17 protein-coding genes and 1 tRNA gene are annotated in these 17,169 nt (G+C 72.1%); 6 read left to right on the forward strand and 12 right to left on the reverse strand.

What is annotated here, in order from left to right:
* Window positions 1-26: 26 nt before the first annotated feature.
* From OTB16_RS01855 to OTB16_RS01890, 8 genes are all read right to left on the reverse strand, one after another.
* Window positions 27-1,124, reverse strand: a complete 1,098-nt coding sequence (locus OTB16_RS01855; RefSeq protein WP_267717832.1) for an LCP family protein — start codon at window positions 1,122-1,124, stop codon at window positions 27-29.
* A 341-nt stretch (window positions 1,125-1,465) separates the two neighbouring features.
* Window positions 1,466-3,631, reverse strand: a complete 2,166-nt coding sequence (gene rho, locus OTB16_RS01860; protein WP_267717833.1) for a transcription termination factor Rho — start codon at window positions 3,629-3,631, stop codon at window positions 1,466-1,468.
* A gap of 436 nt (window positions 3,632-4,067) precedes the next feature.
* Complete coding sequence (gene thrB / locus OTB16_RS01865; RefSeq protein WP_267717834.1) at window positions 4,068-4,994, reverse strand: homoserine kinase; 927 nt, start codon at window positions 4,992-4,994, stop codon at window positions 4,068-4,070.
* A gap of 287 nt (window positions 4,995-5,281) precedes the next feature.
* On the reverse strand, window positions 5,282-6,352 hold the full coding sequence (gene thrC / locus OTB16_RS01870; RefSeq protein WP_267717835.1) for a threonine synthase: 1,071 nt from the start codon (window positions 6,350-6,352) through the stop codon (window positions 5,282-5,284).
* A 6-nt stretch (window positions 6,353-6,358) separates the two neighbouring features.
* Window positions 6,359-7,660: a homoserine dehydrogenase gene (locus OTB16_RS01875; protein ID WP_267718373.1), complete on the reverse strand. Its 1,302-nt coding sequence runs from the start codon at window positions 7,658-7,660 to the stop codon at window positions 6,359-6,361.
* A gap of 127 nt (window positions 7,661-7,787) precedes the next feature.
* Window positions 7,788-9,179 carry a diaminopimelate decarboxylase gene (gene lysA, locus OTB16_RS01880; RefSeq protein ID WP_267717836.1) on the reverse strand — a complete coding sequence of 464 codons (1,392 nt, stop codon included), beginning with the start codon at window positions 9,177-9,179 and terminating at the stop codon, window positions 7,788-7,790.
* Between the two features lie 19 nt (window positions 9,180-9,198).
* On the reverse strand, window positions 9,199-10,140 hold the full coding sequence (nrtL, locus tag OTB16_RS01885; protein ID WP_267717837.1) for an ArgS-related anticodon-binding protein NrtL: 942 nt from the start codon (window positions 10,138-10,140) through the stop codon (window positions 9,199-9,201).
* 93 nt (window positions 10,141-10,233) lie between these two features.
* Window positions 10,234-10,707, reverse strand: coding sequence for a response regulator (locus tag OTB16_RS01890; protein WP_420717590.1), 474 nt, complete (start codon window positions 10,705-10,707; stop codon window positions 10,234-10,236).
* A 106-nt stretch (window positions 10,708-10,813) separates the two neighbouring features.
* Here OTB16_RS01890 and OTB16_RS01895 point away from each other — a divergent pair.
* Window positions 10,814-10,885: transfer RNA gene (locus OTB16_RS01895), tRNA-Arg, on the forward strand.
* A 384-nt stretch (window positions 10,886-11,269) separates the two neighbouring features.
* On the opposite strand, the gene OTB16_RS01900 is transcribed toward OTB16_RS01895, so the two are convergent.
* Window positions 11,270-11,455, reverse strand: a complete 186-nt coding sequence (locus OTB16_RS01900; protein ID WP_420717591.1) for a hypothetical protein — start codon at window positions 11,453-11,455, stop codon at window positions 11,270-11,272.
* A gap of 192 nt (window positions 11,456-11,647) precedes the next feature.
* Between OTB16_RS01900 and OTB16_RS01905 the strand changes: the two genes are divergently transcribed.
* The 4 genes from OTB16_RS01905 to OTB16_RS01915 all read left to right on the forward strand — a co-directional run bounded on the left by OTB16_RS01905 (window position 11,648) and on the right by OTB16_RS01915 (window position 14,339).
* A complete protein-coding gene (locus OTB16_RS01905) occupies window positions 11,648-11,845 on the forward strand; it encodes a hypothetical protein (protein ID WP_267717839.1) in 198 nt (65 codons plus the stop codon).
* A gap of 128 nt (window positions 11,846-11,973) precedes the next feature.
* Window positions 11,974-12,657 (forward strand): RibD family protein, encoded by a 684-nt coding sequence (locus OTB16_RS39180; protein WP_324290761.1) that lies wholly within the window; start codon window positions 11,974-11,976, stop codon window positions 12,655-12,657.
* Window positions 12,654-13,106 carry a cytidine/deoxycytidylate deaminase family protein gene (locus OTB16_RS39185; RefSeq protein ID WP_324290109.1) on the forward strand — a complete coding sequence of 151 codons (453 nt, stop codon included), beginning with the start codon at window positions 12,654-12,656 and terminating at the stop codon, window positions 13,104-13,106. The genes OTB16_RS39180 and OTB16_RS39185 overlap by 4 nt, the downstream gene beginning before the upstream one ends.
* Before the next feature lie 249 nt (window positions 13,107-13,355).
* Window positions 13,356-14,339 carry an XdhC family protein gene (locus OTB16_RS01915; protein WP_267717840.1) on the forward strand — a complete coding sequence of 328 codons (984 nt, stop codon included), beginning with the start codon at window positions 13,356-13,358 and terminating at the stop codon, window positions 14,337-14,339.
* Between the two features lie 39 nt (window positions 14,340-14,378).
* Here the strand turns inward: OTB16_RS01915 and OTB16_RS01920 are convergent, their stop codons facing one another.
* Window positions 14,379-14,705, reverse strand: a complete 327-nt coding sequence (locus OTB16_RS01920) for a plasmid stabilization protein (RefSeq protein ID WP_267717841.1) — start codon at window positions 14,703-14,705, stop codon at window positions 14,379-14,381.
* A gap of 136 nt (window positions 14,706-14,841) precedes the next feature.
* On the opposite strand from OTB16_RS01920, the gene OTB16_RS01925 reads away from it, so the two are divergent.
* Complete coding sequence (locus OTB16_RS01925) at window positions 14,842-15,237, forward strand: DUF6479 family protein (protein WP_267717842.1); 396 nt, start codon at window positions 14,842-14,844, stop codon at window positions 15,235-15,237.
* A 122-nt stretch (window positions 15,238-15,359) separates the two neighbouring features.
* On the opposite strand, the gene OTB16_RS01930 is transcribed toward OTB16_RS01925, so the two are convergent.
* Both OTB16_RS01930 and ligD read right to left on the reverse strand, forming a co-directional pair.
* Window positions 15,360-16,244 (reverse strand): ATP-dependent DNA ligase, encoded by an 885-nt coding sequence (locus OTB16_RS01930; protein WP_267718374.1) that lies wholly within the window; start codon window positions 16,242-16,244, stop codon window positions 15,360-15,362.
* On the reverse strand, window positions 16,244-17,158 hold the full coding sequence (ligD, locus tag OTB16_RS01935) for a non-homologous end-joining DNA ligase (protein ID WP_267717843.1): 915 nt from the start codon (window positions 17,156-17,158) through the stop codon (window positions 16,244-16,246). Before ligD ends, OTB16_RS01930 begins: the two co-directional genes overlap by 1 nt.
* Window positions 17,159-17,169 lie beyond the last annotated feature (11 nt).

A 17,169-nucleotide genomic window follows, 5' to 3' on the forward strand; every position in this document is an offset into this window, starting at 1 on the left:
GGGCGGAACCCGTGCGCACGGGCGCTCTACCGCACGATCTGGCCGGCGGAGCCCTTGTCTCCCATCGACTTCTCGGTGGCCTCGGCGGGGATCGGCCGGTCGGCCAGCAGGGCGTCCCAGACCAGCTTGGACTCCTTGGCGAGCGGGACGACGCGGTCGTCGTCGCGCGGGTCCGGGGTGACCGGCAGAGTGATCATCTGCATGTCCTGGGCGTCGATGCCCTGGAGGCCCTGCGCGAAGGCCATGAGCGACTTCACGTCGCCGAGCGCCTTGTCCGTGGTGATCGCCTTGGTCCCGGAGTCGGCGAGGTCGAGCAGCTTCTTGGGGTTGTCGAACAGCCCGATGCCCTTGACCTGCTTGATCAGGGCCTTGATGAAGGCCTGCTGGAGCTGTATTCGGCCCAGGTCGCCGCCGTCGCCGACGCTCTTGCGGGTACGGACGAGGCCGAGGGCCTGCTCACCGTCGAGCTTGTTCGTGCCGGCCGGGAGGTCGAGGTGGCTCGCGCCGTCCTTGATGGGCTTGGTGGTGGTCACCTCGACGCCGCCCAGGTCGTCGATGATCTTCTTGAAGCCGGTGAAGTCGACCTCGAGGTAGTGGTCCATGCGGATGCCGGACATCGTCTCGACCGTCTTGACCGCACAGGCGGCCCCGCCGATGGTGTACGCCTCGTTGAACTGCCTGCGCTGGCCGCCGGGGTCGGTCTTGCCGTTGGCCGTGGCGCAGGCGGGGCGGGGTGCCATGGTGTCGCGGGGTATCGATATGACGCTGGCCTTCTCGTGGCCCTCGTACAGGTGGACGATCATCGCGGTGTCGGAGCGGGCGGAGCCCGCCTCGTCCTTGCCGTACTCGCCATTGGCGCCGTCGCGGGAGTCCGAGCCGAGCACGAGGATGTCCATCGAGCCGTTGTCGACGTCCTGCGGGCGGTCCTTGCCCAGGGCCGCGTCGATGTCGACGGTCTTCAGGTTGCCGTTGAACTTGAAGTAGAAGTAGCCGAGGCCCGCGCCCCCCAGCAGCACCACGGCCGCGGCGGTCCACGCGGCGATGGCCAGGGCCCTGCGGCGCTTCGGCGGTTTGCGGCGGCGGCCCGCGCCGCGCCGTCCGCGTCCCGTGCTGTCCTGGCTCATGCTCTCCTCAGTCCTCACGTCCGGTCACCGGTCCCCTGCGGCCCGCTTCCGGACTGCGGTCCTGTTGACACAGACGGGCGAACGCCGCCCAGGGTTCCATGGCCGCAGGGTCGTCCCGACCCGCGCCGAGCGGGGCGCCTCTGGACTCGTACGGCGTGCCCTGCCACGTCCACCTGGGCTTTTACCCGGGAACCCGGCCCGGAAGCCGAGGGTTCGACCGGATGCACGATGTGGCGAAGGTCGCAATGCGGACGGCACGACGCACAGCCGCCCCCGCCGCGGGAGCGGCGGGGGCGGCTGTGGTGACGCGGACGGACTCCTCCGGCCTGAGCCGGGCGGAATCAGTCGTCGTTCTTGCCCGACGGGGTCGTCTTCGCGATCTGCATCAGGAACTCGGCGTTCGACTTCGTCTGCTTCATCTTGTCGAGCAGCAGCTCGATCGCCTGCTGCGAGTCGAGCGCGTGCAGCACCCGGCGCAGCTTCCAGACGATGGCGAGCTCCTCCGCGTTGAGGAGGATCTCCTCCTTGCGGGTGCCCGACGGGTCGACGTCGACCGCCGGGAAGATGCGCTTGTCGGCGAGCTTGCGGTCGAGCTTGAGCTCCATGTTGCCGGTGCCCTTGAACTCCTCGAAGATCACCTCGTCCATGCGCGAGCCGGTGTCGACCAGCGCGGTGGCCAGGATGGTCAGCGAGCCGCCGTCCTCGATGTTGCGCGCGGCACCGAAGAAGCGCTTCGGCGGGTACAGCGCGGTCGAGTCGACACCACCGGACAGGATGCGGCCGGAGGCGGGCGCCGCGAGGTTGTACGCGCGGCCCAGACGGGTGATGGAGTCCAGCAGGACGACCACGTCGTGACCCAGCTCGACGAGGCGCTTGGCGCGCTCGATGGCCAGCTCGGCGACGGTGGTGTGGTCCTCGGCCGGGCGGTCGAAGGTCGAGGAGATGACCTCGCCCTTGACCGACCGCTGCATGTCGGTGACCTCTTCCGGACGCTCGTCGACCAGGACGACCATCAGGTGGCACTCGGGGTTGTTGACGGTGATCGCGTTGGCGATCGCCTGCATGACCATGGTCTTGCCGGTCTTCGGCGGGGCCACGATCAGGCCTCGCTGACCCTTTCCGATCGGCGACACGAGGTCGATGATGCGGGTCGTCAGCACGCCCGGGTCGGTCTCCAGACGGAGCCGGTCCTGGGGGTACAGCGGGGTCAGCTTCTGGAACTCCGGGCGTCCGCGACCGGATTCGGGCGCCATGCCGTTCACCGAGTCCAGCCGCACGAGGGCGTTGAACTTCTCGCGGCGCTCGCCGTCCTTGGGCTGGCGCACGGCACCGGTGGTGTGGTCGCCCTTGCGGAGCCCGGCCTTGCGGACCTGCGCGAGGGAGACGTACACGTCGTTGGGGCCGGGCAGGTAGCCCGAGGTCCGGATGAACGCGTAGTTGTCGAGGATGTCGAGGATGCCCGCGACGGGGATCAGGACGTCGTCGTCGGCGACCTGCGGCTCGCTCGGGGCGAACTCGTCACGGCCGCGACGGCCACGGCGGTCGCGGTAGCGGCCGCGCCGGCCGCGACGGCCGTCCTCACCGTCGAAGTCGTCCTGCGGGCCGTTGTCCTGACGGTCCTGACGCTGCTGGCCCTGGCCCTGGTTCTGGCCCTGCCCCTGGCCCTGGCCGCGGCCGCCCTGCTGCTGGCGGTCGGCGCGCTCGGCACGGTCCTGACGACCGCCCTGCGCACCCTGACCCTGGCCGCCCTGGCCGCCCTGACCCTGGGCACCCTGGCCCTGGTCGTCGGCCTTGGCACCGCGGTCGCGGCGGTCGCGCTGGCGCTCGGCACGGTCACCGCGGTCGCTGCCGCGGTCCCGGCGCTCGCGCCGGCCGCGGCCCTCGCCGTCCTGCGCGGAGACGGCGGTGGCCGCTTCCGCCTTGGCGTCGGTCTGCGGAGCGGCCGTGGTGGAGGCCTCGGCCGCGGGGGCGTCGGTCTTCTGCTCGACCTGTACGGCGGAGGCGGTCGCGGACTCCGGGCTGCCGGAGGGGGCCGTGGCCCGGCGGCGGCGTCGCTCGCCGGCCGGGGCGTCCTCTCCCCCGCGCTCGGCTTCGCTCGCGCGGGAGGGGGCCCCTGCGGGCTGGCCCGGGATCTCGATCTGGGCCTGCGCCGCGGCGGGCTTCTCGGCGGGCGCCTCGGCGGCGGCCTCACCCGTACGGGCCTTGCTGGTGGCACGGCGCTTCGGCTTGGCCTCGGCGGTGTCGGCGGCGCCCGCCGCCGCGGAGGACGCGGCCTTGGGGGCACTGCCTCCCGCCTGCGCCTCCTTGATGACCTCGATCAGCTGGCTCTTGCGCATCCGCGCGGTGCCCCTGATACCGAGGCCCGACGCGACCTGCTGAAGCTCGGCCAGAACCATGCCGTCAAGGCCGGTGCCGGTGCGGCGGCGCTTGGTAGCGGCGCCCGCGGCGGGGGCACTGGCGTCGACAGAGGTGTCGGCAGCGCCCATCAGATCGGTGGTGTCGCTCACGAAGGGTCCTTCCCTGGAGCGGACGTCGGCCTGTCTGGCTCGGCGACCGGTTGTGCTGTCCGACAGCAGTCCTAGGTGTGGACCGTGCCGGGGCGGTGGTCCGCCGATAGAGATACGGCGGAGAGAAACGTGCAAGTGCGTGGGTGTTCCGGCGAGAAGCCCCCGAGCTGGAAGCGTGGGAATGTCACGCCGATTCCGGAGCGTGCTCGAAACTGCTGGAAGTGATCAAAGCAGTCGGGGAGGCTCCCGGAGAAAAGGTGGTCCCGAATGGGGACACTGAGCACCGAGCCATGGCGGCTTCGGATGCTCACTTGAGACTAACACTACCGGATCCAACACACATTCCCCCTCTCAATCACCGGCAACAGCGCCCTTCGGCGCGGGCGGCCTGCCCCGGCCGCCCGCCCCTGACCGGCCGCGTCTTCGCGGACGCGGCCTAGCCCCCCTGGGTACCCAGGGGAAGCACGCTGGCGCCCGCGGCGTCGAGGGCGAGCCGGTTGGCGGCCCATCCCTCGCCCGCGAGCCGCGCGACCTTGTCGGCCGCACCGTTGTCGACCAGCGCGAGGACCGTGGGGCCCGCGCCGGAGATCACCGCGGGGATGCCGTCCGCCCGCAGTCGTGCGACCAGTGCCACGCTCTCGGGCATCGCCGGGGACCGGTAGTCCTGGTGGAGGCGGTCCTCGGTGGCCGGCAGCAGCAGCTCGGGACGCCTGGTCAGGGCCTCCACCAGCAGCGCCGCGCGACCCGCGTTGGCGGCCGCGTCCACGTGCGGGACGGTGCGCGGCAGCAGGCCGCGCGCGGTCTCGGTCAGGACCGGCTTGGAGGGCACGAAGACCACCGGAACGATGGAATCGGCGGGGTCCATACGGATCGCCTTGGCGCTGCCCCCGTCCATCCACGCCAGGGTGAAGCCGCCGAGCAGACAGGCGGCGACGTTGTCGGGGTGGCCCTCGATCTCGGTCGCGAGCTCCAGGAGCGCCGCGTCGTCGAGCTTGGCCTCGCCGCCTATGGTCACGGCGCGGGCCGCGACGATGCCGGCGCAGATCGCGGCGGACGAGGAACCGAGGCCGCGCCCGTGCGGGATGCGGTTGGCGCAGACCACCTCGAGGCCGCGCGGCTGCCCGCCCAGCAGGTCGAAGGCGGTGCGCATGGAGCGTACGAGCAGGTGGCGCTCGTCCCTCGGGAGGGTGTCGGCGCCCTCGCCCGCGATGTCGATGTTCAGGCCGGAATCGGCCACCCGGACGACGACGTCGTCATAGAGCCCCAGGGCCAGGCCCAGGGCGTCGAAGCCCGGGCCGAGGTTGGCACTGCTGGCGGGAACGCGCACCCGTACGGCGGCGGCGCGGAACGCTGGACCGGCCATCGTCCGATGACACTCCTTGTGACTGTGCGAGATCTCACGCTGGCTCGCTGCGAATGTACTGCAGAACGTACGACACCCGAAGGCCCACGGGGCAGCACCGCACGTCATATGCGCGGCGGCGGATGTGGGTACAGCGTATCGAAGGAAGGTTCCCCCGCGACATAGGGCGCACAGGAGGCGCACGATGCGTGTCGCGGACCCGGCCGGCGCTTTTGTCGTCGTACGGGGTGAGTTGCCGGGTTCCGGGGGTCACGGGGACCCCCGGAACCCGGCTCTCGGGCCGGGCCTCAGACCAGGCCGAGCCGGATGGCCGCGGCCTCGGCGTCCACCGGAATGGTGACGGGCTGCGGGGCGCCCGCGACGGCCCAGTCGGGGTCCTTCAGACCGTTGCCGGTGACGGTGCACACGATCTTCTGACCGGGGTCGACCAGGCCCAGCTCGGCGGCCTTGATCAGGCCGGCCACCGAAGCGGCCGAGGCGGGCTCGACGAAGACGCCCTCCTGGGAGGCCAACAGCCGGTAGGCGGCCAGGATCTGACGGTCCGTGACCTCGTCGATGAACCCGCCCGACTCGTCGCGCGCGGCGAGCGCGTAGTCCCAGGAGGCCGGGTTGCCGATGCGGATCGCGGTGGCGATGGTGTGCGGCTCCTTGACGATCTCGCCGCGCACGATGGGCGCGGACCCGGAAGCCTGGAAACCCCACACGCGGGGCGTACGGGAGGCGAGACCGTCGGCCTTGTACTCCTTGAAGCCCTTCCAGTACGCGGTGATGTTGCCGGCGTTGCCGACGGGCAGCACGTGGATGTCGGGGGCGTCGCCGAGCGCGTCGACGATCTCGAACGCGGCCGTCTTCTGACCCTCGATGCGCACCGGGTTGACCGAATTGACCAGCGCCACCGGGTAGTTGTCGGACAGCGCGCGGGCCAGGTCGAGGCAGTCGTCGAAGTTGCCGTCCACCTGGAGGATCTTGGCGCCGTGGACCAGGGCCTGGCCCATCTTGCCGAGCGCGATCTTGCCGCGGGGCACGAGCACCGCGCAGACCATCCCGGCGCGCACCGCGTAGGCGGCGGCGGAGGCCGAGGTGTTGCCCGTGGAGGCGCAGATGACCGCCTTGGCGCCCTCCTCCTTGGCCCGGGTGATCGCCATGGTCATGCCGCGGTCCTTGAAGGACCCGGTGGGGTTGGCCCCCTCGACCTTGAGGTGCACCTCGCAGCCGGTGCGCTCGGAGAGCACCTGCGCGGGGACCAGCGGAGTGCCCCCTTCGCGGAGTGTGACCACGGGAGTCTTGTCCGTCACCGGCAGGCGGTCCCGGTACTCCTCGATGATGCCGCGCCACTGGTGGGTGGGATTGCTGCTCATGGGTCCTTACTCCCCTTCAACACGCATGATGCTGGCGACACCGCGGACGGTGTCCAGCTTCCGCAGCGCCTCGACGGTCCCGGAGAGGGCGGCGTCGGGCGCACGGTGGGTGACGACGACGAGGGAGGCCTCATTGCCGACCCCGTCCGGACGTCCTTGCTGTCGTACCGTGTCGATCGACACGCCGTGCTCGGCGAAGGTGGTCGCGACCTGGGCGAGGACGCCCGGCTTGTCCGCCACGTCGAGGCTGATGTGGTAGCGGGTGACGACGTCGCCCATGGTGCTGACCGGCAGCTGGGTGTACGCGGACTCACCCGGCCCCGTCGCCTCGGCGAGCTTGTTGCGGCAGACGGCGACGAGGTCACCCAAAACCGCCGACGCGGTCGGCGAGCCGCCGGCGCCGGGCCCGTAGAACATGAGCCGCCCGGCGGCCTCGGCCTCGACGAAGACCGCGTTGTACGCCTCGCGGACGGAGGCCAGCGGGTGCGTGAGCGGGATCATCGCGGGGTGGACGCGGGCGGTGACGGACGCGCCGTCGGCGGCCCGCTCCAGGATCGCCAGCAGCTTGATGGTGCAGCCCATCCGCTTGGCGGAGGCGAAGTCGGAGGCGCTGACCTCCGTCATGCCCTCGCGGTAGACGTCGTCGAGGCGGACCCGGGTGTGGAAGGCGATGCCGGCGAGGATCGCGGCCTTGGCGGCGGCGTCGTAGCCCTCCACGTCGGCGGTCGGGTCGGCCTCGGCGTACCCGAGGGCGGTGGCCTCGTCGAGGGCCTCCTGGTACCCGGCGCCGGTGGAGTCCATCTTGTCGAGGATGAAGTTCGTCGTGCCGTTGACGATGCCCATCACACGGTTGATCTTGTCGCCGGCCAGGGACTCGCGCATCGGGCGGACCAGCGGGATGGCGCCGGCGACGGCGGCCTCGTAGTAGAGGTCCCGGCCGTGCTGCTCGGCGGCGGCGTGCAGCGCGGCGCCGTCCTGGGCCAGCAGCGCCTTGTTCGCGGAGACGACCGACGCGCCGTTCTCGAAGGCGGTGGTGATGAGGCTGCGGGCCGGCTCGATCCCGCCGATGACCTCGATGACCACGTCGATGTCACCGCGTTTGAGCAGGGCGGTCGCGTCCGTGGTGATCAGCGCGGGGTCGATGCCCTCGCGCACCTTCGAGGGGCGGCGTACGGCCACGCCGACGAGCTCGACGGGCGCGCCGATCCTCTGCGTGAGGTCGTCGGCGTGCGTCGTCATGATGCGCGCCACCTCTGAGCCGACCACTCCACAGCCCAGCAGCGCCACCTTCAGCGGACGCGTACGCATCATTCGACCTACGCCTTTCGATCTTCCAGCATGAAACCGCGCGCGGATCGCACGCCGGTCGTGAACCAGTCTCACTCAATGGACAGCACTTTCCATCCTCGGTCCATTGAGTGAGACGTCTATTTCATCATCCGAGGTCGAGTCGCAGGAGATCTTCCTCCGTCTCGCGCCGGACGATGACCCGGGCCTCGCCGTCACGCACGGCGACGACGGGCGGGCGCAGCGCGTGGTTGTAGTTGCTGGCCATCGAGCGGCAGTACGCGCCGGTCGCGGGCACGGCGAGGAGGTCGCCGGGGGCCAGGTCGGCGGGCAGGAACGCGTCCTTGACGACGATGTCCCCGCTCTCGCAGTGCTTGCCGACGACGCGGACGAGCATCGGCGCGGCGTCGGAGGTGCGGGAGACGAGCGCGATGGAGTATTCGGCGTCGTACAGGGCCGTCCGGATGTTGTCGGACATGCCGCCGTCGACGGAGACGTACGTCCGCAGTCCCTCCAGCGGCTTGATGGTCCCGACCTCGTAGAGGGTGAACGCGGTCGGGCCGACGATGGCCCGGCCGGGCTCGACGGAGATGCGCGGGGCGCGCAGGCCGGAGCTCTCGCACTCGCGCGCCACGATCTCGTGGAGGGCCTTGGCGATGTCGTGCGGCTCGGCCGGGTCGTCGGTGGAGGTGTACGCGATGCCGAGGCCGCCGCCGAGGTCGATCTCGGGGAGCTCGACGCCGTGCTCGTCGCGTACGGCGGCCAGCAGCCGGACGACGCGCTTCGCGGAGACCTCGAAGCCGGCCATGTCGAAGATCTGCGAGCCGATGTGGGAGTGGAGGCCGAGCAGCTCCAGGCTGTCGTGGCCCAGCGTGCGCCGGACGGCCTCGGCGGCGGACCCGTCGCCCACGGCGATGCCGAACTTCTGGTCCTCGTGCGCGGTCGCGATGAACTCGTGGGTGTGCGCCTCGACGCCGACGGTGACGCGGATCTGCACAGGCTGGCGTACGCCCAGCTCACGGGCGATGTGCGCGACGCGGGCGATCTCCTGGAAGGAGTCGAGGACGATGCGGCCCACGCCGGCCTCGATGGCGCGCGTGATCTCGGCGACGGACTTGTTGTTGCCGTGGAGGGCGATGCGCGCGGCGGGCATGCTGGCGGCGAGGGCGGTGGCCAGCTCGCCGCCCGAGCAGACGTCGAGGTTGAGACCCTCTTCCCCCAGCCACTTCACGACGGCCTTGGAGAGGAACGCCTTGCCCGCGTAGAAGACGTCGGCGTCCTTGCCGAAGGCGAGCGCCCAGGCGCGGCAGCGGGCGCGGAAGTCCTCCTCGTCGAGGAAGTAGGCGGGGGTCCCGAACTCCTCGGCGAGCCTGGTCACTTCGATACCGCCGACGACGGCGACGCCGTCCGCGTTGCGGTGGACGGTCCGGGCCCAGACCTTCTCGTCGAGGACGTTCAGGTCCGCGGCGGGCGGGGAGTAGTGCCCCTCGGGCATGACGTCGGCGTGGCGGGGCCCGGCGGGGTGCGCGGAACGGCTCATCGGTATCTCTCTTCGCGGGTCACAGGCGTTCGGGTGCGTCGATGCCGAGCAGGGCCAGGCCGCCGGCCAGCACCGTCCCGGCGGCTTCGGCGAGGGCCAGCCGGGCGCGGTGGGCGGCCGAGGGTTTCTCGTCCCCCTGGGGCAGGACGCGGTACTGGAAGTCGAGGAGGGCGTCGGCCAGCTCGACGAGGTGCCGGGCGAGGCGCTCGGGTGCCCGGTGGTGCGCGGCGGCTTCGAGGGCCAGCGGGTGGTCGGCGAGGACGCGCAGCAGCGCGGGGGCGTCGTCCACCTCCCCGGCGGCGGGCCCGAAGCCCAGGTCGCGGGCGTTGCGCAGGAGCGCCCGGCTGCGGGCGTGGGCGTACCGCACCCGGAAGAACTCGCTGTCCTCGCCCTGGACGAGCAGCCGGTCGGAGAACTCGGGCGTCTCGCGGGCCGGTACGGCGAGCACGGCCCAGAGCACGGCGTCGGCCCCGTACCGGGCGAGGACGTCGCCGTCCCGCCCGGCGAGGGGCGCGGCGGTGGGGGGCGCCGGGGCGTCGTCCCGGCGGCCCTGGGTGTGCAGGATCCGTACGACGGCCTCGCGCACGGCACGCTCACGCAGCCCGGGCGTCCCGCCGACGGGGGCGGGCGGGGCGGGGCGCGGCGCGGCCACGGAGGCGATGATCCGGGGGGCGGACAGGGCCGGCAGCACGAAGTTCACGAACCCGGGGCCGGTGACCTCGACGCGCTCGATCCCGGGGACGCCGTCCAGCCGGCGGGCCAGCACGGCCGCGACGTCGGCGGGCCGCATCCGGGCGCCCTTGGCGATCTGGAAGGCGACGGGCGAGGCGTACTCCCCCACTCCCCCGGGCCGCGTCCGCTCGACGACCACCCGCTCGGGCGGGACCCCGCCCAGCTCCCCGTCCTCGACGGCGCAGCGCACGGCGTGCGCGACGGTACGGGGGAGGTCGGCGGGGTTCACGGGACCAGCCTAGGCGAGACACCCCCGCGTCACGCCAAGGGTTTCGCCATGTGAACAGGTGCCGCCCGCGGGCGGGCCGGCCGTCACGGGGAACTACCCCCTGCCCCTTCCGGCGGGGGTCCCTTTCCTGCCGTCGCGGCGGTCCTTGCGCTCGACCAGCCGCCGCACGACGCGCACCAGCTCGGCGGGCTCGAAGGGCTTGGCGACGAAGGCGTCCACCCCGGCGGCGATGCCGGCCTCGACCTCGTACTGCGTGCAGGCGCTGACGATGGCGACGGGCAGGTGTCGGGTCCGCGGATCGGCCCGCAACTGGGCGGCGGCACCGAACCCGTCGAGCCGCGGCATGACCACATCAAGGGTGATGGCGTCGGGACACACCCGGTGCACGACGTCCAGGCACTCGACACCATCGTTCGCGGTCACGACCTCGAAGCCCTCCAGCTCGAGATTGACCTTGATCAGCTGCCGGATGACCTTGTTGTCATCGACAACAAGCACCCGGCCCGAGACGCCTGGCACAACTCGAGAGTAGGTCCGGCGAAGCCCCCGCGTCCGGGCTTTCGCCACTTCCGCCCCCTCCGGGCGACGCACCCTTCTCCCCCCGCCGAATCGGTTCCTGATCACCCCGGGGGAGCTGGTAGTGTTCAACCCGTCGCCGCAAGTCGGCGGACGCGCCCCCGTAGCTCAGGGGATAGAGCAACGGCCTCCGGAGCCGTGTGCGCAGGTTCGAATCCTGCCGGGGGCACTCCAGCTCGGACAGCGTGATCAACCCGCTGACCTACTGAAGTGCCGAAGACGAAGGGCCGGACTCAGTCTCACTGAGTCCGGCCCTTCGTCGTTGCCTGTCACTGATCGCGAGTGAGTGGCGAGAGGGGCGCACCGGGGCCCCTAGAGTGCCGCTGGGCAGGTGGGCAGGTCGCCACGACTCCAGCAACCGGGCCCAACAGCCTGAACGACGGCCCACGTTCGTGGCGCGGCAGCCTGCCTCAGCTGACTCTCCGCTTGAGATCCTTTCACTGACTGCACCGCGAGACCGATGGTCCCGTTCTCTCAGAGGCTGGTCGATGCCTACCGCCACTGGGCGCCCGAGGTGGGTACATCACCATGACCACCCTGGCGGTTTCCCTGACTACCGCCAGGCACCAACAAGGTCCTCCGGACCCCAGTGCGCCGCAAGAGGCAGACCATCCTCAACACCACAACGGGACACCGCCACCAGCGCCGTGCCCGGCTCGGCGCCGGGCACGGCGAGCATGTCCCGCACCAGGGCGTCGTACTCACGCCGGCCGAACGGCTGCGACTCCAGCCACTTCACCGAGCCGATGATTCGGTAAGGCCGCCCACGGAACGGACCGGCGATCAGCGCGCCACCGACCCGCGCGAGGCAAACGCTGTCAGCAGTTCGAGCACCTCAGGGGTCATTCCGGCTCAGCCGACCCGCTGAGGCACCATGCTCTCGTCTGTAGTGTCGTCGACTGCTCCTCCCCCTTTCCCGGAAAGGTGCCGCATGGCCAAGCCCTCCACCGTGAACTTGACGAAGGCTGCGCCCACGGTCTCCTTGGACAAGCACGGCGTGACCTCGGGACTGATCAAGGTCAACCTCAACTGGACCTCGCCGCAGGCCGCCGCGCAGCGTGCGGCCGCGCGAGGCCCGTGGTCTGTTCGGCCGGGTCCGGGCGTCGCGATCGCATCCCTGACCAGCTGAAGTGCCAAGCATGAAGGCCCGAACCCAGGCCCACTGAGTCCGGGCGTTCGTCGTTGTCCGACACTGATGCCGGCGAAGCCTGAGCCGGCTCGCCCTCCGCACCGACCAGCATCTTGGAGAGACTCCCGATGCCCCGCCCTTACGTTCTGCTCAGCGCGGCCACCTCGGTGGACGGCTGCATCGACGACACCAGCACCACACGTCTCCTCCTGAGCAACGCCGAGGACTTCGACCGGGTCGACCAGGTGCGTGCCGAGTCGGACGCCATCCTGATCGGCGCCGCCACGATGCGGTCCGACAACCCGCGGCTGCTGGTGAACAGCGAGGAGCGGCGCGCGGCGCGGCTGGCGGCGGGCAAGCCCGCCTGTCCGCTCAAGGTGACCGTCTCCGCGAGCGGGGACCTGGACGCCGGCCTGAAGTTCTGGCACCACGGCGGCGACAAGCTCGCGTACACCACGGACGCGGGCGAGGAGAAGCTCCGCGAGGAGCTGTCGGGCCTGGCGGACGTGGTCTCCACGGGCCCGGTCATCGACTTCGGGGCGATCCTGGACGACCTCGGCGACCGCGGTGTCGAGCGGCTGATGGTGGAGGGCGGCGGGCGGATCCACACCGCGTTCCTCTCCCAGGGCCTGGCGGACGAGATCCACCTCGTCATCGCGCCCCTGGTCGTCGGTGACGCGGATGCCCCCCGCTTCCTCAACCCGGCCGCCTACCCAGGCGGCTCCACCCGCCGGATGCGCCTCGCCGAGGCGCGCGCGCTCGGCGACGTCGTCCTTCTCCGCTATCTGCCCAAGCAGGAGGGTTCCGCGTGACGCACGCAGAAGACGTGACCTGGATGGAGCGGGCGATCGAGCTCTCCAAGCAGTGCCCGCCCGCGGAGGGCGCCTTCTCCGTCGGCGCCATCGTCGTCGGCGCGGACGGCGGGGAACTCGCCCGCGGCTACTCGCGGGAGACCGACGCCCACGTCCACGCGGAGGAATCGGCCCTGGCCAAGCTCCCGTTGGACGACCCCCGCCTGGCGGGCGCCACCCTCTACAGCACCCTGGAACCCTGCTCGGAACGCAAGTCCCGCCCTCTGACCTGCACCCAGCTCATCCTCCGCTCCCCGATCCGCCGCGTGGCCATCGCATGGCGGGAGCCGAGCCTGCTGGTGGCGGACTGCGTGGGGGTGGAGACGCTTCGATCCGAGGGCGTCGAGGTGCGGGAGCTCTCCCTGCTCGCCGGCGAAGCGCGTGCGGTGAATCGGCACCTGCTGGGGTAGCCGGGCCCCGGCGCGTTCGGTGCGGTGTTCCGTGTCGGCCGCCACGGACGGGCGTAGGCACACTCCGCTCTGGTGCGCCTTGATCCCGGGTGGTTCCGGTGGTCTGTACGAGGGAGGTGGGGCGGGGTCTGTGGGTTTGGGGGGTGGGTCCGGGCGGGGGCCGTGCGTAGGGTGGCTTCCGAGGCCGCATCGTGCCGTTGACCTGGCGCTTTGCGGGGAGTGAGCTCGCAGAGGGATGGGGCAGCGCGGATGCGTGAGCTGGTGGAGACGGCGCGGCGGTGGGCGGCCGAGGGGCGGGCCGGGTTCCTGGCCAGGCCCGTCACGGAGCAGGGTTTCGGGCCGCGGGACCCGGCGGGTGCCGTACTGATGGACGCCCGCGGCGAGTGCGTCGGGGCGATGTACAACGGGGTGTTCGACGCCGAGCTGGCCGCTGAGGCGGCCGCCGTGCCCGGCGGGTGTACCGCCCGGGTGTGCGAGGTGTCGGTGGCCGGAGCGGAGGCGGTCGAGGCCCGGCTGACCTGCGGCGGATCCGCCGAGATCCTGCTCCAGCCGCTGTCCGCGGTGCCCGCCGAGTGGTGGGAGCTGCTCGGGCAGGGCGCCGGGGTGGCGCTGGTGACCCGGCTGAACGAGGCCGCCGACCAGGCGGTCAGCGAGGTCGTACGGGCCGTCGACGCCCCCCGCGACGATGCCGCGCGGCGGGCCGGGGAGCTGCTCGCCACCCGGCGGCCCGGGCGGGACGCGCTGTACGGGGAGTCCGGGCTGGTGCTCGTGGAGGCGTACCCTTCGGCCCCGTACCTGGTCATCGGCGGGGGCGGGGAGCTGGCCGACGTCATCGGGCGGCAGGCCGCCCTGCTGGGGTGGGGCGCGGTGACCGTCGAGGACGCGGCGACGGCCGGGAAGCTCCTGTCCGAACACCGTGACGCCGCCTGCCTGGTGATGCTCAGCCACGACCCGGCCTTCGACGTCCCCACCCTGCGCGGTGCGCTGGCCCTCGGCGTCCCGTACGTGGGGGCGCTCGGCTCGCGCAGGACGACCGCGCGGCGCCGCGAGGGGCTGGCCGCCGCCGGGGTGGGCGAGGCCCGACTGGCGCTGGTGCACGGTCCGATCGGCCTGGACCTGGGGGCACGGACGCCCGCGGAGACGGCGCTCGCGATCTGCGCCGAGATCCTGGGCGTGCTCGGCGGGCGCGAGGCCCGGGCCCTGCGGGACTCGGACGGCCCGCTGCGCGGGTGATCCCCTCCGGCCCGGCAGCGGCACGAGGTGTGGTGCGGCTCAGGTGTCGCCGAGGGCGCGCCCCAGCTGCGCCTTGTTCATGCCCGAGCGGCCGTGGACGTTGCGGCGCTTGGCCTCCGCGTAGAGCTGGTCGTACGTGGGGCCCTGCGCACCGGAGTGGGAGTGCAGGCCACCGCGTCGCGACGAGGACATGTCGTCGAGGGACTCCTTGCTCGCGGTCTTGGACTCTCCGGCGCGGGCGCGCTCCTTGTTGACCGTGCGGGCGGCGATCTCCTCGGCCTTCTTCGCGGGCTCGCCGCGCCGCTCGGCGCTCTCCTTGATGTGCTCGTACTGGCGTTCACGCTTGGGGGAAGATCCGCGGGGCATGGCCGCCTCCTCTGGCGCTCGGCGTTCGTGCGGCGCCTTCGGTGTCCGTTCAGCGCGTTCGACGCTTACCCCGAATGCAGCAAGGTATCCACGCCAGAACAGCGCATAGCGGATCAAAGTGCGAGAAAATAGACACATGGATGTGACCCTGAGCGTGGACTCGACCCTGACCGACATCGCGTGGTTCCTGGTGGTCGGGCTCGCCGTGGTGGGCTTTCTCCTCGGCGCCTTCTGGCTGGGCAAGAAGGTCCGGGCGCAGGAGCCCGCCCCACCGTCGGCGGAGAGCCAACCCCATCTTCCGGAGGGAGGGGCGGTGTACGAGGTCCGCGAGGAGCGGGAGCACGTGGAGTTCCCGGAGAGCGGCCTGCGCCCGCACGACATGCAGGGCTACGGGAACTTCGGCTCCACCACCCACAGCCATCAGGAAGAGGCGCGGGCGGAACGGGAGTCCGGCTACGGGCAGGTGGAGGGGCCTGGACCGCACCCGCAGCCGGGGTCTCCCCCGGACTCGGGCCGCGGCGCGCACAGCTGACCGACGACCCCGCTCGCTCTGACCCGTACGGCCCTCGCGGCTGTACGGGTCAGAGGTCCAGTACGGGGTCAGGGGTCCGTCCGGGTCTCAGAGGTCCGTCCGGGTCAGAAGTCCAGCACGGGTCAGAGGTCCGTCCGGAGGCGGAGGACCTCCGGTGGCGGGTGGCGGGCCGACGTGTGGCGGACCTCCGCGGCGAGCGGGGGGTCCAGCGGCCGGAAGGGGACCTCGCCGAGGCCGATGGCGGTGACCGTCGCTCCGGCCGGGCCCGTCTCCGCCCGGGCGGCCACCGCCCCCGCCACCTCGGCGCGCAGCGCCGCGGTCAGCGGGCTCGACACCACCGGGGTCTCGACCCCGCCGGGCAGCGCGAGGACCAGGGCGAGCGGGCGGCGCGGGGTGCCCGTGTAGCCGACCACCGCCGCGTCCCGCACGTTCGTGTGCCGGAGCTTGGTCCAGCCGCGCCGCCCGGCCGGGTAGGACTGGTCCAGCCGTTTGACGACCAGGCCCTCGATGCCGCTGGCGGGCAGGGTCTCGTACCAGGTGGCCGCCAGTTCGGGGTCGGTCGTCATAGGGACCGGCTGCAGTGGCGGGCCCAGGGGCAGCAGCAGGTCGACCAGGAGCGCCCGACGGCGTTCGTACGGGAGTCCGCGCACGTCCAGCCCGGCCAGCTCCAGGACGTCGAAGGCGGCGTACGAGGCCGGCAGGCTCCGCGCCAGGACCGCGGCGCGCGCCGCGGTGGCCGCGGCGCGGCGCTGGACGAGCGCGAAGTCGGTGCGGCCGGCGTGCCAGACGACCACCTCGCCGTCGAGGACCGTCCCGGCGGGCAGGGGCCGGGCGGCGGCGGCCAGGTCGGGGAAGGCGGCGGTGACGATCCGGCCGGAGCGCGCCTGGAGCACGACGTCCATCGCCGAGCGCAGCACGACGAGGCGGTGGCCGTCGAACTTCGGCTCGTACGCGAGGCCCGCCCCGCGGGGCAGGGTCCGTACGGCGGCGGCCAGCGCGACGCGGATCACGGCCGGGGCCCGGCCGGCCGGGGGCGGCCGGGGAGCCGGCCGGCCCGGTTGAGGTTGATCAGGGGGGCGAACAGGTCTCCGTCGAGGGCCAGCCGCGGCGCGATGTCGTCGGCGAGGAACACCAGGTCGGAAGCGGTCCGGCAGTCGGCGACCTCGTCCCAGGAGACGGGCGCGGAGACGGTGGGCCGGGGCCGCGCGCGCAGGGTGTACGGCGCGGCGGTGGTTTTGGCGGCGGCGTTCTGGCTGTGGTCCACGAACACCTTGCCGGGGCGCAGGGCCTTGGCCATGCGGTGCACGACCAGGTCGGGGAGCTCGCGTTCGGCCTCCTGCGCGAGCTGTTTGGCGTACGCCGACACCTGCTCGGAGGGGGTCGGCTCCAGGGGGACGGCCAGGTGCAGGCCCTTGGAGCCGGAGGTCTTGGCGTAGACGTGCAGTCCGTCGGCGGCGAGGCGCTCGCGCAGCCAGAGGGCGGCGGCGCAGCACTCGACGACGGTGGCGGGCGGGCCGGGGTCGAGGTCGAGGACCATCCGGTCGGCGACGGCGGGGCTGCCGGCGGGCCACTGCGGGGTGTGGAACTCCACGACGAGGTTGGCGGACCACATGAGGGTGGCCATGTCGGCGACGACGACCTGTTCGGCGGTCGAGTCCTCGGAGCGGGGCACTGGGGTGGTCTTCACCCAGGCGGGCGTACCGGGCGGCGGGTTCTTGGTGAAGAAGCGCTGGCCGTCCGGACCGTCGGGATAGCGCAGGAAGGACACCGGCCGGTTGTGGATGTGGGCGAGGAGGGAGCCCGCGACCGTGGCGTAGTAGTGGAGCACCTCGCCCTTGGTGAAGCCGGTCTCCGGATAGATGACCTTGTCGAGATTGCTGAGCGCGATGCGACGGCCCTCCACCAAAGTGATCGGCGTCATACGATGAGATT

Source organism: Streptomyces antarcticus, from assembly GCF_026627255.1.
GTDB classification, from domain to species: Bacteria; Actinomycetota; Actinomycetes; order Streptomycetales; family Streptomycetaceae; genus Streptomyces; species Streptomyces antarcticus.